General features: G+C 38.2%; 12 protein-coding genes. 11 read left to right on the forward strand and 1 reads right to left on the reverse strand.

Going from position 1 to position 12,086, the window contains the following annotated elements; all coding sequences use genetic code 11:
- Positions 1-12 precede the first annotated feature (12 nt).
- The 8 genes from ACVRZD_RS07660 to buk all read left to right on the forward strand — a co-directional run bounded on the left by ACVRZD_RS07660 (position 13) and on the right by buk (position 9,420).
- Complete coding sequence (locus ACVRZD_RS07660; protein WP_447450405.1) at positions 13-1,224, forward strand: phosphopentomutase; 1,212 nt, start codon at positions 13-15, stop codon at positions 1,222-1,224.
- A 213-nt stretch (positions 1,225-1,437) separates the two neighbouring features.
- Positions 1,438-2,535 (forward strand): pyruvate dehydrogenase (acetyl-transferring) E1 component subunit alpha, encoded by a 1,098-nt coding sequence (pdhA, locus tag ACVRZD_RS07665; RefSeq protein WP_037626853.1) that lies wholly within the window; start codon positions 1,438-1,440, stop codon positions 2,533-2,535.
- Position 2,536: 1 nt separating this feature from the next.
- Entirely contained in the window at positions 2,537-3,514 is a 978-nt protein-coding gene (locus tag ACVRZD_RS07670; protein WP_447450406.1) for an alpha-ketoacid dehydrogenase subunit beta, read from the forward strand.
- Positions 3,515-3,524: 10 nt separating this feature from the next.
- Complete coding sequence (locus ACVRZD_RS07675) at positions 3,525-4,880, forward strand: dihydrolipoamide acetyltransferase family protein (RefSeq protein WP_037626849.1); 1,356 nt, start codon at positions 3,525-3,527, stop codon at positions 4,878-4,880.
- Between the two features lie 4 nt (positions 4,881-4,884).
- Entirely contained in the window at positions 4,885-6,294 is a 1,410-nt protein-coding gene (gene lpdA, locus ACVRZD_RS07680) for a dihydrolipoyl dehydrogenase (protein WP_037626846.1), read from the forward strand.
- Positions 6,295-6,304: 10 nt separating this feature from the next.
- Positions 6,305-7,354: a PTS sugar transporter subunit IIC gene (locus tag ACVRZD_RS07685; RefSeq protein WP_037626844.1), complete on the forward strand. Its 1,050-nt coding sequence runs from the start codon at positions 6,305-6,307 to the stop codon at positions 7,352-7,354.
- 76 nt (positions 7,355-7,430) lie between these two features.
- Positions 7,431-8,345: a phosphate acyltransferase gene (locus ACVRZD_RS07690; RefSeq protein ID WP_037626842.1), complete on the forward strand. Its 915-nt coding sequence runs from the start codon at positions 7,431-7,433 to the stop codon at positions 8,343-8,345.
- 10 nt (positions 8,346-8,355) lie between these two features.
- A complete protein-coding gene (gene buk / locus ACVRZD_RS07695; RefSeq protein ID WP_037626841.1) occupies positions 8,356-9,420 on the forward strand; it encodes a butyrate kinase in 1,065 nt (354 codons plus the stop codon).
- A 2-nt stretch (positions 9,421-9,422) separates the two neighbouring features.
- On the opposite strand, the gene ACVRZD_RS07700 is transcribed toward buk, so the two are convergent.
- Entirely contained in the window at positions 9,423-10,307 is an 885-nt protein-coding gene (locus tag ACVRZD_RS07700) for a LysR family transcriptional regulator (protein ID WP_037626839.1), read from the reverse strand.
- Positions 10,308-10,366: 59 nt separating this feature from the next.
- Here ACVRZD_RS07700 and ACVRZD_RS07705 point away from each other — a divergent pair, with 59 nt between their 5' ends.
- From ACVRZD_RS07705 to rpmB, 3 genes are all read left to right on the forward strand, one after another.
- Entirely contained in the window at positions 10,367-11,407 is a 1,041-nt protein-coding gene (locus ACVRZD_RS07705; RefSeq protein WP_447450407.1) for a serine hydrolase domain-containing protein, read from the forward strand.
- A gap of 3 nt (positions 11,408-11,410) precedes the next feature.
- The gene (locus tag ACVRZD_RS07710) at positions 11,411-11,716 is read left to right on the forward strand and encodes a hypothetical protein (protein ID WP_037626835.1); all 306 of its coding nucleotides are present in this window, start codon (positions 11,411-11,413) and stop codon (positions 11,714-11,716) included.
- Positions 11,717-11,824: 108 nt separating this feature from the next.
- On the forward strand, positions 11,825-12,013 hold the full coding sequence (gene rpmB / locus ACVRZD_RS07715; protein WP_001140949.1) for a 50S ribosomal protein L28: 189 nt from the start codon (positions 11,825-11,827) through the stop codon (positions 12,011-12,013).
- The last annotated feature ends 73 nt before the right edge of the window (positions 12,014-12,086 follow it).

The raw sequence follows: 12,086 nt of genomic DNA on the forward strand, positions 1-12,086 counted from the left end.
AAAGGATAAATTATGTCTAAGTTTAATCGTATTCACCTAGTTGTACTGGATTCTGTAGGAATCGGTGCTGCGCCAGACGCTGATAAGTTTTTTAATGCTGGTGTTGCAGATACAGACTCTGATACGCTAGGTCATATTTCAGAACAAGTTGGTTTAACTGTTCCAAATATGGCGAAAATCGGTTTAGGTAATATTCCTCGTGGAACAGCCCTAAAAACTGTTGCCAAAGAAGCAAATCCAAGTGGCTATGTGACAAAATTGGAAGAGGTTTCTCTTGGTAAAGATACCATGACTGGTCACTGGGAAATTATGGGTCTTAATATTACAGAGCCCTTTGATACTTTCTGGGATGGGTTTCCTGAAGAGATTTTGACCAAAATTGAGGAATTCTCAGGTCGTAAGATTATTCGTGAAGCTAATAAACCTTATTCAGGAACGGCTGTTATTGCTGACTTTGGTCCTCGCCAAATGGAAACAGGGGAGTTAATTGTTTATACTTCTGCAGACCCTGTTTTACAGATTGCGGCTCACGAAGACATTATTCCATTGGAAGAATTGTACCGTATCTGTGAGTATGCACGTTCAATTACTTTAGAGCGTCCAGCTCTCCTTGGGCGAATTATTGCCAGACCATATGTGGGTACGCCAGGGAACTTCAGGCGTACTGCCAATCGTCATGACTACGCTGTCTCTCCATTCCAAGACACAGTTCTTAATAAGCTAGCTGATGCTGGTGTGCCAACCTATGCCGTCGGAAAAATTAACGACATCTTTAACGGTTCTGGAATCACAAATGATATGGGGCACAACAAGTCAAATAGCCACGGTGTGGATACATTGCTGAAAACAATGCAATTGCCTGAGTTTACAAAAGGTTTCTCATTTACCAATTTGGTTGATTTTGATGCCAATTTTGGTCATCGTCGCGATACGGAAGGTTACCGTAATTGCTTGCATGAATTTGATGACCGTCTACCTGAAATCATTGCTAATATGAAAGAGGATGACCTTCTCTTGATTACGGCTGATCATGGTAATGACCCAACTTATGTGGGAACTGACCATACACGTGAGTACATTCCGTTATTAGCTTATTCAGCTTCATTTACTGGAAATGGTGTGATTCCACAAGGTCATTTTGCGGATATCTCAGCGACAGTGGCTGATAACTTTGGTGTTGAAACTGCCATGATTGGCAAATCATTCTTGGCTGAATTAGTATAATTAACTTAAAGAATAAAAATTAAAAAAGGTCTACCTTAATGCATTGAGGTAGACCTTTTTTGTAATAGTAATAACTCTCGGTAATGCTCTTAAGCAATTTCTGGACACTGTTTGTCATTAAAAGTTTCTTTTTCTTATAGTTCTATAACTTATTGATAATTCCCTAAAAACACAGAAAGCGCTATCATTAAGTAGAAAGGAAGGAAACAAATTATGAAAATTAGTGAATTAAACTTTACTGACATTGTTTCATCATACGGAGAAAATTTTCCAATGTATCAAGTATTGGATGAAAAAGGTCAAGTTGTTGATGAGTCTGCTATTTCTGAATTATCAGATGAAGAATTAGTGACATTAATGGAAACTATCACATGGGGTAGAGCTATGGATGAACGTGTTATCTTACTTAACCGTCAAGGTGCGCTTAGTAACTATGCGCCTGGTGGAGGACAAGAAGCTAGCCAATACGGTTCAGTATTAGCACTTGAAAAAGGTGATGTTTTTGCACCAACTTATCGTGATGTATTCACTGGTGTTCATTTTGGGATGAAATTGTCTCAAGCCTTCTTATGGTACAAAGGTCACTTCAAAGCGAATCAATATCCTGAGGACTTAAATATGTACTCACCAAACGTTATCGTTGGGGGCACTGCTATTCAAGCTCTAGGAAATGGAATTGGAAAACGCATGAAAGGTGAAGCTAATGTGGCTTTAGCACTTTGTGGTGATTCATCTACTTCTCAAGGTGACTTCTACGAAGCTCTTAACTTTGCTGGTGTTTTCAAGGCACAATTAATTACTGTTGTTCAAAATAACGGTTATGGTATTTCGGTTCCAACTTCTCGTCAAACAAAAGCATCTACTTTAGCTCAAAAAGCCGTTGCTGCAGGTATCCCAGCTATCCGTGTTGATGGTATGGACCCAGTTGCGGTTTACTACACTGTTAAAAAAGCGCGTGACTATGCAATCGAAAATGGACCAGTTCTAATTGAAAACATGACTTACCGTTTCGGACCACACACAATGTCAGATGATCCTAAACGTTACCGTGAAGATGCTGAAGTTGAAGAATGGCGTAAAAAAGATCCACTTATCAGACTTGGTCATTACCTAACTGAAAAAGGCTTATGGGATCAAGAAAAAACTGATGCAATCTATGAAGAAGTTAAAGATCAAGCTAAAGAAGCTTTAGCTGAAATGGCTAAGACTGAACCACAAAAAATTACTGATTTCTTAGACTTTATGTACGAGGAAGACCCACAAAATATTAGAGAGCAAAAAACTATCTATGCTGCAAAGGAGGAAAACTAATATGCCAGTTCTTACATTAGCACAAGCCGTTAGTGATGGCTTAAAAGAAGCAATGCAAAAGTATGACAATACACTTATCTTTGGAGAAGATGTCGGTAAAAACGGTGGTGTTTTCCGTATTACTGCAGGCTTGCAAGAAGAATTTGGTGAAGACCGCGTATTTGATACACCACTTGCTGAATCAGGAATTATCCATATGTCAGTAGGACTTGCTCAAGAAGGCTTTATGCCACTTCCTGAAATCCAATTCTCTGGCTTTATCGTTGAAGCAATGGATGCATTAATTGCTCAATTACCTCGTCAACGTTACCGTTCAGGTGGAACTCGCGAAGCACAAGTTACAATTCGTGCGCCTTACGGTGGAGGTGTTCACACTCCAGAATTGCACTCAGATAGCTTAGAAGGGATGTTCGCACAAATTCCAGGTCTTCGAGTGGTAATCCCATCTTCAGCTTATGATGCAAAAGGCTTACTTCTTGCTTCTATTGAATCGAAAGACCCTGTATTCTTCTTGGAACACCTTCGCCTTTACCGTACAGTAAAAGACGAGGTTCCAGAAGGATACTACACAGTTCCACTTGATAAAGCAAATGTAGTCCGTGAAGGGTCAGATGTAACTCTCATTGGTTACGGTCTCATGGTGCCATTAGCAGTACAAGCAGCCCAAGCATTAGCAGAAAAAGGCATCAGCGCAGAAGTTATTGACTTAAGAACAATTTCACCAGTTGACTACGAAACAATCCAAGCCTCTGTGAGCAAAACTCACCGTGCAGTTGTTCTTCAAGAAGCACAACGTCAAGCAGGTACTGCAGGTCAAATTATGTCTGAAATTGCAGAACGTAACTTTATGGATCTTGATGCTCCAGTTGCGCGTGTCACTGCTCCAGACACTGTCTTCCCATTCGGTATGGCAGAAGAATTGTGGATGCCAAATGTTGACGATATTGTGGCAAAAGCAACAGAAGTTGTAGAATTCTAGGAGGGAAATTATGTATCAATATATACTACCAGATGCAGGTGAAGGGACACACGAAAGTGCAATTATGTCCTGGTCAGCTGAAGTTGGCGATAAAGTAAAAGAAGATGATGTTCTCTTAGAAATTGAAAGTGATAAAGCAGTTGTTGAATTGCCGTGTCCAGTAAATGGTTACTTAGCTAAAATTTATGTTGAAGCAGGAGATATCGGAATTGTAGGACAACCTATTGCAGATATTGCTGAAACTGAAGAAGAATTGAAAGCTGTTTTAAACGGCGGTGGTCCTGATGCAACTGTTGCAGAAACAAAAGTGGAAAGTCCAGCACCGGTTGCTGAACTTGCACAAACTAACTTAGACCAAGAAAAAACAACTGAAAGCTCAGAATCAAGTTCTGCCCCAGTGGTTAACCAGGGAGATGTTCGTCATCTTGCAGTTCCCCGTGTCCGTAAATATGCGCGTTCAAAAAATATTGATTTATCACAAGTTCAAGGAACTGGTAATCATGGACGCATTACAATTGAAGATGTGGATAACTTTATAGCTAATGGTGGCAATAAAGCTAGCCAATCAACTGAAACTCAAACAGCACAAGTTGAAACTCTTGCAACAGAAGAAACTAAAACAGAAGCTCCAAAAGCTAAAGCAAGTCAAGAAGAGTTTGCTGAAGTGATTGAAAAAATGCCTTCTATGCGTCGTACAATCGCTGACGCTTTATCTAAGAGTAGCACTCAAGTAGCTCAAGTAACTGTCTTTGACCAAGTTGAAGTTGATGCTCTAGTTACACATCGTAATAAGATGAAAGTTATTGCTGCGCAAAAAGATATTAAATTAACATTTACACCATATTTGGTGAAAGCTTTAGTAGCGATGTTGAAACGTTTCCCAGACTTAAATGTATCCCTTGATATGGATAAAAATGAAATCCATAGACATCAATACTTTAATATTGGTGTAGCTACGGATACACCTCGTGGTTTGATGGTTCCAATGATTCGTAATGCGGAACGTAAGAGTTTATTTGACATTGCAAATGAAATTTCTGAAATCTCAACTAAAGCACGCGATGGTAAAATCGGAGCTGCTGATATGGGCAAAGGTTCAATTTCAGTAACAAACGTTGGTGCGGCAGCAACAGCAGGTGTTTGGTCAACTCCAATCATTAACTTGCCAGAAGTAGCAATTCTCAATGTTGGTCGTATTGACAAGGTATTCCTTCCAGATGAAGAAGGTAATCCAGTTCTTAAAAACGTTATGAAGATTTCATTTGCATTTGATCACCGTGCAGTTGACGGTGTTTATGCACAACAAGCAATTAATCTCCTTAAGAGCTACTTGAACGATCCAGATTTATTATTAGCAGAGGGGTAAGAAGATGGTAGTTGGTGGATTTACAAATGAAGTCGATACAATTGTCATCGGCTCAGGACCAGGTGGCTATGTGGCGGCAATTCGTGCTTCCCAACTTGGTCAAAAAGTTGTTATTGTTGAAAAAGAAGCAATTGGCGGAACATGTTTGAATGTAGGTTGCATTCCTTCAAAAGCATTGATACATGTCGGTCATGAGTTTGCTAAAACAAAAGAATCAACTCCTTATGGATTGACTCTTTCAGGTGAATTAGATTTTGCCCAAGCGCAAACTTGGAAAAACCAAGAAGTTGTCGGCAAATTAACTGGTGGAATTGAAACGTTATTAAAGAAAAATAAAGTTGAAATTGTCAAAGGTGAAGCACACTTTATCTCTTCAGATACCTTACATGTTACACCCGAGGATAGTTTAGGTGAAGGCTATCGTTTCAAAAATGCGATTTTGGCATTAGGTAGCCGTCCAATTGAATTAAAAGCCTTTAAATTTAATGAAGACATTTTAGATTCAACTGGTCTCTTAGGTTTGCAAGAAGTACCAAAAGAATTAGCAATCATTGGTGGTGGCTATATTGGTATGGAATTGGCAATGGCTTATGCTAATCTAGGAAGTCATGTAACAATCCTTGAAGGAACTGACCGTATTTTAAATGGCTTTGAACCAGACTTGGTTAAACCAGTCTTAGCGCAAGCTGAGAAGCTAGGCATGACAATCTTAACAACTGCAAAAGCATCTCGTTATGAAAAAACAGAGGATGGGCTAAGTCTCTTTTACCAAACTGGTGAAAAAGAAGAGAGTATTCGAGCAGATAAGATTGCAGTAATGGTTGGACGTCGTCCAAACACAGATGAAATTAGTATTGAATTAGCTGGTGTTGACCTTGATGACCGTGGCTTGATTATTGTAAATGAACAAATGCAATCAAATCAATCACATATCTATGCTATCGGTGATATCACAGCAGGCCCTGCCTTAGCCCATAAAGCTTCATATGAAGGTAAAATTGCAGCAGAAGCAATTGCAAAAGTGCCAGGCGTTGCAGCAGATTATTTGGTTATTCCGACTGTTGCCTATGTTCAACCTGAAATTGCAACTGTTGGATTAACAAAAGAAAAAGCAAAAGAAGAAGGAATAGACCCTAAAGTTGCAACATTCCGTTTTGCAAGTAATGGTCGTTCACTTTCAATGGGAAATTCAGATGGTTTTGTTCGTCTGATTTCTGACAAGTCTGATAATCGTATTATTGGTGCTCAATTAGTTGGGCCACAAGTAAGTGAATTAATCGGCGAAATGACATTGGCAATTGAAAATCTTTTAACAGCAGAAGATATTGCCCTTACTATACATAACCACCCAAGCTTATCTGAAACAATTATGGATGCAAGTGAAAGTTTACTTGGGCAGGCTATACACCAATAGAGGTAGACATATGGAAAACAAATTAACAGCAAAAGAATTTGCTATGAATGTCTTGAACGGTATTGCAACAGGAGCTGTTGTAGTACTTATTCCAGGAGCACTTTTATCAGAACTCTTTAAAGCTCTGGCACCACATTTTCCTGCTTTAACACCCTACATTTGGATATTTGGTATGTCTAATGCATTAATGGGCCTAGTTTGTGGAACAATGGTTGGTGTAAACTTTAAGTTTACACCGATTCAAGCGGCCTCACTTGGTCTAGCTACTGAATTTGCAGCTGGAGCCGTTTCCTTTAATAAAGGTGCCATTGTTATGGCAGGAACAGGTGACATTATCAATATGATGATTACTGCAGCTATTGGTGCAGCTCTTATCCTTTGGGTTGGTAATGGTCTGAAAGCCTACACCATCTTAGTCATCCCACCGCTACTTTTAGTGGTTGTTGGTATCTTTGGTAGAGTCATTCTTCCTTATGTTGCTAAAATTACGCAATTAATTGGTATGGGTACCGCTCAATTGTTACACTTGCAACCAATTATCATGTGTGTTTTATTAGCTATTGTCTTTGGTGTCTTGATTGTTTCCCCAATTACAACTGTTGGGATTGCCTTAGCTATTTCACTATCAGGTGTTGGTTCAGGAGCTGCAAACTTAGGCATTTGTGCAACTGGTTTTGCCTTTGCCATCTTAGGTTGGTCAGTTAACTCACATGGAACAAGTTTAGCTCACTTTATTGGTTCACCAAAAATTTCAATGCCAGTAGTTGTGAAAAACCCTAGAACATTGTTACCAATTATTTCATCAGCAGCATGTTGCGGATTGATGGCACAGTTATTCAATATCCAAGGAACTCCAATGAGTGCAGGTTTTGGCTTTAGTGGTTTAGTAGGTCCAATCAATCACTTGAACTTGGTTGCTGGTGGTTGGTCACCTGTTAATATTCTGATCGCAATATTAGTCTTTGCAGGGGCACCGATTGCCTTTGGCTTCTTATTCAAACATATTTTTATGACTGTTCTCCATGTTGTTAAACCTGAAGACTACAAGTTGAATATTTAAACATTGTTGAGGAGTGCAGGCATTAAAGGGGAGACCTGAGTGCATGTATTCCTTTTTGATATTAAGGAGAAAAGAAATGTCACTATTAATAGGTAAATTACTAGAAGCGCGCCCTGAGATCAAATCTGTTGAAAAACCAATTAATTTAATTGCAATTAAAGCGGCAGATGATGAAGTTTTGGCTTGTGTGGAAAAAGCAGTTGCAGAAAAACGTGTTAAAGCTGTTTTGATTGATGACAAAAGTAAATTAGCAGAAAAATTAGCCTCTTACAGAATTGACTCAGACTGGTATGAGATTGTCGATATTGCTGACGATCAAGCTGCTGCAGCAAAAGCTGTTGAGCTAGTTCGTGAAGGCAAAGGAGATGCTATCTTAAAAGGGCATATCTCAACTGGAAAAGTATTAAAAGAAATTGTCAACAAAGAAACAGGTATTAGAAAAGCAGATACCCTGTCACATGTGGCTGTCTTATCAGTTCCGAAGTTAAACAAACTGATTGCAGTAACTGACGGCGGCTTAATTTTACAACCAGACCTTGAAAGTGCTAAAGTTGTGATTTCAAATGCAGTTGAAGTTATGTCTTCATTAGGAATTGACCAAGTCAAAGTTAGCTTGTTATCAGCTGCTGAAAATCTTATTCCAAAATTACCATCATCCGTTATGGAAGATGAATTGGCTAAATTTTATGCGGATCAGAAAGATTTCGTAGTTGAGGGTCCTCTTTCAATTGATTTATCTTTGTCATCAGAAAGTGCTAAAGAAAAAGAATACCCTGGTAATATCCAAGGTGATGCAGATATTTTATTTGCTCCAGATATTGTGACTGGTAATGTAACATCAAAATCACTAACCTTATTTGGAGGAGCTGAGATGGCAGGGTTAATTATGGGAGGACAAGTTCCTGTAATTATTACTTCTAGAAGCTCAAGTTTTGAAGAAAAATATGCGTCACTGTTACTTGCCCAAATTATCATGACTGAGAAGAAATAAGGAGAAGGTAATGAAAACAGTTATTACAGTAAACCCAGGTGCAACTTCTACAAAAGTTGCTCTCTTCCATGATCAGGAAATGATCTGGAAAGATGAAGTGATTTATCAAGCTAACGATTTGAGTCAATTTGAAAAAGTTTACGATCAGTTTGACCTACGTCTCAGTGACATTAAGGCTATTATGGCAAAGCATCATGTAGAATATATTGATTTAGCTGTAGGTCGTGGTGGACTTATTGGTCCAGTTAAACCAGGTGCTATATTGGCCAATGATGACGTGATTCATCATTTAGAATTTCGTCCTGTCTTAGAGCACCCTTCTAATTTAGGAGCTAAATTAGCGAAAGCTTTAATGGCTGATTATGGTGATGGCAAAGATGCCTTTATCTATGATCCCGTAACTGTTGATTCAATGGCTGAGGTTTCTCGCTTAACAGGGATAAAAGGAATTGAAAGAACCTCTACTGGTCATCATTTGAATATGCGTGCTGTGGCAAGAAAAGCTGCAGAAGATTTAGGCAAATCTTATGATGACGTTAACTTAGTTATTGCTCATATTGGTGGTGGTTCTAGTGCTTCTGGACATCAGCATGGTCAGGTTGTTGACTTTATTTCTGACGATGAAATTATGTTTTCAGCTGAGCGTTCAGGTGGGATGCCTTTGAAAGCTATTTTGCCATTAATCAAAGAAATGGGAATCCCAGAATTCAATAAATTGGCAAGAAAAAAAGCTGGCCTCCAATCACATTGTGAGACAGCTGATTTACGCGACGTTCAAGCTCGAATTGAAGCTGGTGATGCCTATGCTAAACTTGTTTTTGATGCCCTAGCATTAGGAATTGCCAAGACACTTGCAGCTTTAGCAGTTAGCATTGAAGGACCAATTGATAGGGTCATCTTGACTGGTGGCATGGCTTATTCAAATGAACTTTGTAAAGAAGTTGCTAAACGCACTGGCTTTATTGGTCAATTCAAGGCTTACCCAGGTGAATTTGAGCTTGAAGCTCTTGCACTCGGGGGATTACGTGTTATTAATAATGAAGAAGACTATCAAGTTCTAACCTTTGAAGACTAAACTTACAGTTTAATAGCTTGGATAAATTTTTGAATGGCATCTGAATTTTTATCCAGTTTTTTACGATATGCTAGACCTTGCTTGTACAAATTACGACTATCCATTAGAGGAATCCAAACTAATTCTTCCATGGAACTGTACTCTTCTAATTCCTTTGGCAAGATTGTTATTGCATCTAGTCGATCTAAACTGCGTAGCAATATTTCAAAATCATCATGCACTAAAATAATGTGATCGCTCGTTTTTAATTCTTGGCTGCGTTCTTTGGTATAAACGCCTAAGGCGAAATTGTCGCTAAGACTAGCGATATTATAAGGAGCTAAATCTGTGAAAACAACATTTTTTTTACACGCTAAAGGATGACCTTTTGGAACAACAACACACCCAGAATAACTCGATTCTGTGATATCTAGAAAATCAATAATAATATCCGGTTCAACTTGTGGTAAGGACAAAATGCCAATGTCAATTTTTTCTTTCACGAGTAAATGTTGCAATTTCATAGAACCATCTTGAACAATCTGAAGGTTAATTGAAGGATTTTGTCGGATAAAGCGCGAAATTTGGTCCATATACTGTAACATGGTCAAAAAAGTAACTCCAATGGTCAAATTTTGCTTTCTGTTTTCGACATGCTCTTGGAGGTCAAAAACCAATTGGTTGAAGTCTTTAAGAATAGGCTCACCACGTTCTTGAAGCATCTTCCCTGTTTCAGTAAGATTGAGTCGGTGGTTTTGATAAACGAAGAGCGGTGCGTTCAACTCGTCTTCCATTTTTGAAATAGCCTGTTTTAGTGCCGGCTGAGAAACAAAGAGGGACTTAGAGGCATGTGAATAATTCTGTGCTTTAGCAATAGTTAAGAAATAGGAAAGTTGTCTGATATCCATAAGCAGTCTTTCTAGAATAAATCCACACAAAGATGATAGTGTGGGAGGAGCGTGATAAAATGAATAAGGAAAAATTAGCTAAATTATTTAGCAATTTTGCTCAAAAAAATCAGTTACCTAAAGCAATAGTTGCCATTGAATCAAAAGATGGGAAAGAAAAAATCCATTTATCTCACGGACCGATTCAAGATAATTCACCTTTTTTAATGGCTAGTGTTACAAAATTATGGGTAACGACATTAATTTTGCAACTTATTGATCAAGAAAAATTATCATATAACTCTATTGTAACCGATTTCGTGCCAAAAGAAAAGCTTGTTGGTATTCATAGCATGTTGCCATCTGGGCAAGAAACAGGTTTGACAATTAAAGATTTATTATTTCAACGTAGTGGGCTTGGTAATATTTTTTATGAACAACCTGTTGTATTAAGAAATCAGATTGCAAATGGAGATTTCTCTTATACTTGGCAAGAAATGATTGACTGGGTAAAACAAACACCAGCTCATTTTCTACCAGGAAGTCAAGCAGCCTATTATGCAGATATTAATTTTACATTATTAGGAGTGATTATTGAGACTATTTACCATCAGGATTTAGATGCTTGTATTGAAGAGTTGATTATGCAACCACTGGACTTAACGCATTCTTTCTTGACCAGTAGTGAATTTGCGGCAATCCCTCCATTATACACAGGGAAAAGATATATTGAACGACCGAAAGTCATTTCGAGTGGTCAGGGAGCCGGAGGTGGTGTATCAACTACTGCTGACTTAATGGTCTTTATACGAGCTTTCTTTGAGGGAAGATTGTTTCAGGAGAGTCATTGGGATAAGTTAATGAATTATTATCCCCTTCAATCTGACTATGCGCCTGTTAAATATGGTGGTGGGCATATGATGATTGCGATGGGAAATAATGATGATCGTCCTAAATTTTACGGGCATTCGGGTATTTCTGGTGCCTTTGCTTTCTACTGTCCTCAGTTAAGCATTTATCTAACAGGAACAACTGATAATGTTGGTAAGTCAGAATTATGTATTCAGCTAATGTATTTATTGCTATCTGAAATTGAAAAAGAAGTGAAAATGGGGAAATAACAAATGACTGATTTGGAAATACAAGAATTACAAGAGCGTTTTTTCAAAACAGGTTATTTAGTTGGTAGAGTTAGTCAAAGGGATATTTTATTCAAATACACCGTTCCAATTGATGTCGAAAGAAAAGAATCGCTAACCGTTTCGCACGCGCATAATCCCTTGTTAAAAATGGCAGTTTTAAACCCTTCAGGTGTTGCCTATACTTATCAGTTTATTGATGGCATAGAAGATAATATCACTGAAATTACTTATGATGGCACTTTAGACAACCTTTATGATCGCATTTGTCATCATTTAGGTACTCAATAAATTGTCTCAGAAAAAGCCTTGCCAAACATATAAGCATATGATAGAATAGTTTAGTATGTGGTGCTAGCACATCCGTTAACATATTCTACGTAGGAGGAAACAAACAAAATGGCTAAAGTATGTTATTTTACAGGTCGTAAAACTGTATCTGGTAACAATCGTTCACACGCTATGAACCAAACTAAACGTACTGTTAAACCAAATCTTCAAAAAGTTACTGTTCTTATTGATGGTAAACCAAAGAAAGTTTGGGTTTCAGCTCGTGCACTTAAATCTGGTAAAGTAGAACGCGTTTAATAGAAATAAGCCTTAGGGCTTTTTTTCTTATTTTTTTAAAAAATTAATGAGGACTTCACGTATCCTTTTGCCT

The sequence above is a fragment of the Streptococcus hongkongensis genome, assembly GCF_053206145.1.

What these genes read in the sequence shown, in the direction of transcription:
- ACVRZD_RS07660 (WP_447450405.1), top strand. Translation starts at nt 13, where the DNA reads ATGTCTAAGTTTAATCGTATTCACCTAGTTGTACTGGATTCTGTAGGA.
- pdhA (WP_037626853.1), top strand. Translation starts at nt 1,438, where the DNA reads ATGAAAATTAGTGAATTAAACTTTACTGACATTGTTTCATCATACGGA.
- ACVRZD_RS07670 (WP_447450406.1), top strand. Translation starts at nt 2,537, where the DNA reads ATGCCAGTTCTTACATTAGCACAAGCCGTTAGTGATGGCTTAAAAGAA.
- ACVRZD_RS07675 (WP_037626849.1), top strand. Translation starts at nt 3,525, where the DNA reads ATGTATCAATATATACTACCAGATGCAGGTGAAGGGACACACGAAAGT.
- lpdA (WP_037626846.1), top strand. Translation starts at nt 4,885, where the DNA reads ATGGTAGTTGGTGGATTTACAAATGAAGTCGATACAATTGTCATCGGC.
- ACVRZD_RS07685 (WP_037626844.1), top strand. Translation starts at nt 6,305, where the DNA reads ATGGAAAACAAATTAACAGCAAAAGAATTTGCTATGAATGTCTTGAAC.
- ACVRZD_RS07690 (WP_037626842.1), top strand. Translation starts at nt 7,431, where the DNA reads ATGTCACTATTAATAGGTAAATTACTAGAAGCGCGCCCTGAGATCAAA.
- buk (WP_037626841.1), top strand. Translation starts at nt 8,356, where the DNA reads ATGAAAACAGTTATTACAGTAAACCCAGGTGCAACTTCTACAAAAGTT.
- ACVRZD_RS07700 (WP_037626839.1), bottom strand. Translation starts at nt 10,307, where the DNA reads ATGGATATCAGACAACTTTCCTATTTCTTAACTATTGCTAAAGCACAG.
- ACVRZD_RS07705 (WP_447450407.1), top strand. Translation starts at nt 10,367, where the DNA reads ATGAATAAGGAAAAATTAGCTAAATTATTTAGCAATTTTGCTCAAAAA.
- ACVRZD_RS07710 (WP_037626835.1), top strand. Translation starts at nt 11,411, where the DNA reads ATGACTGATTTGGAAATACAAGAATTACAAGAGCGTTTTTTCAAAACA.
- rpmB (WP_001140949.1), top strand. Translation starts at nt 11,825, where the DNA reads ATGGCTAAAGTATGTTATTTTACAGGTCGTAAAACTGTATCTGGTAAC.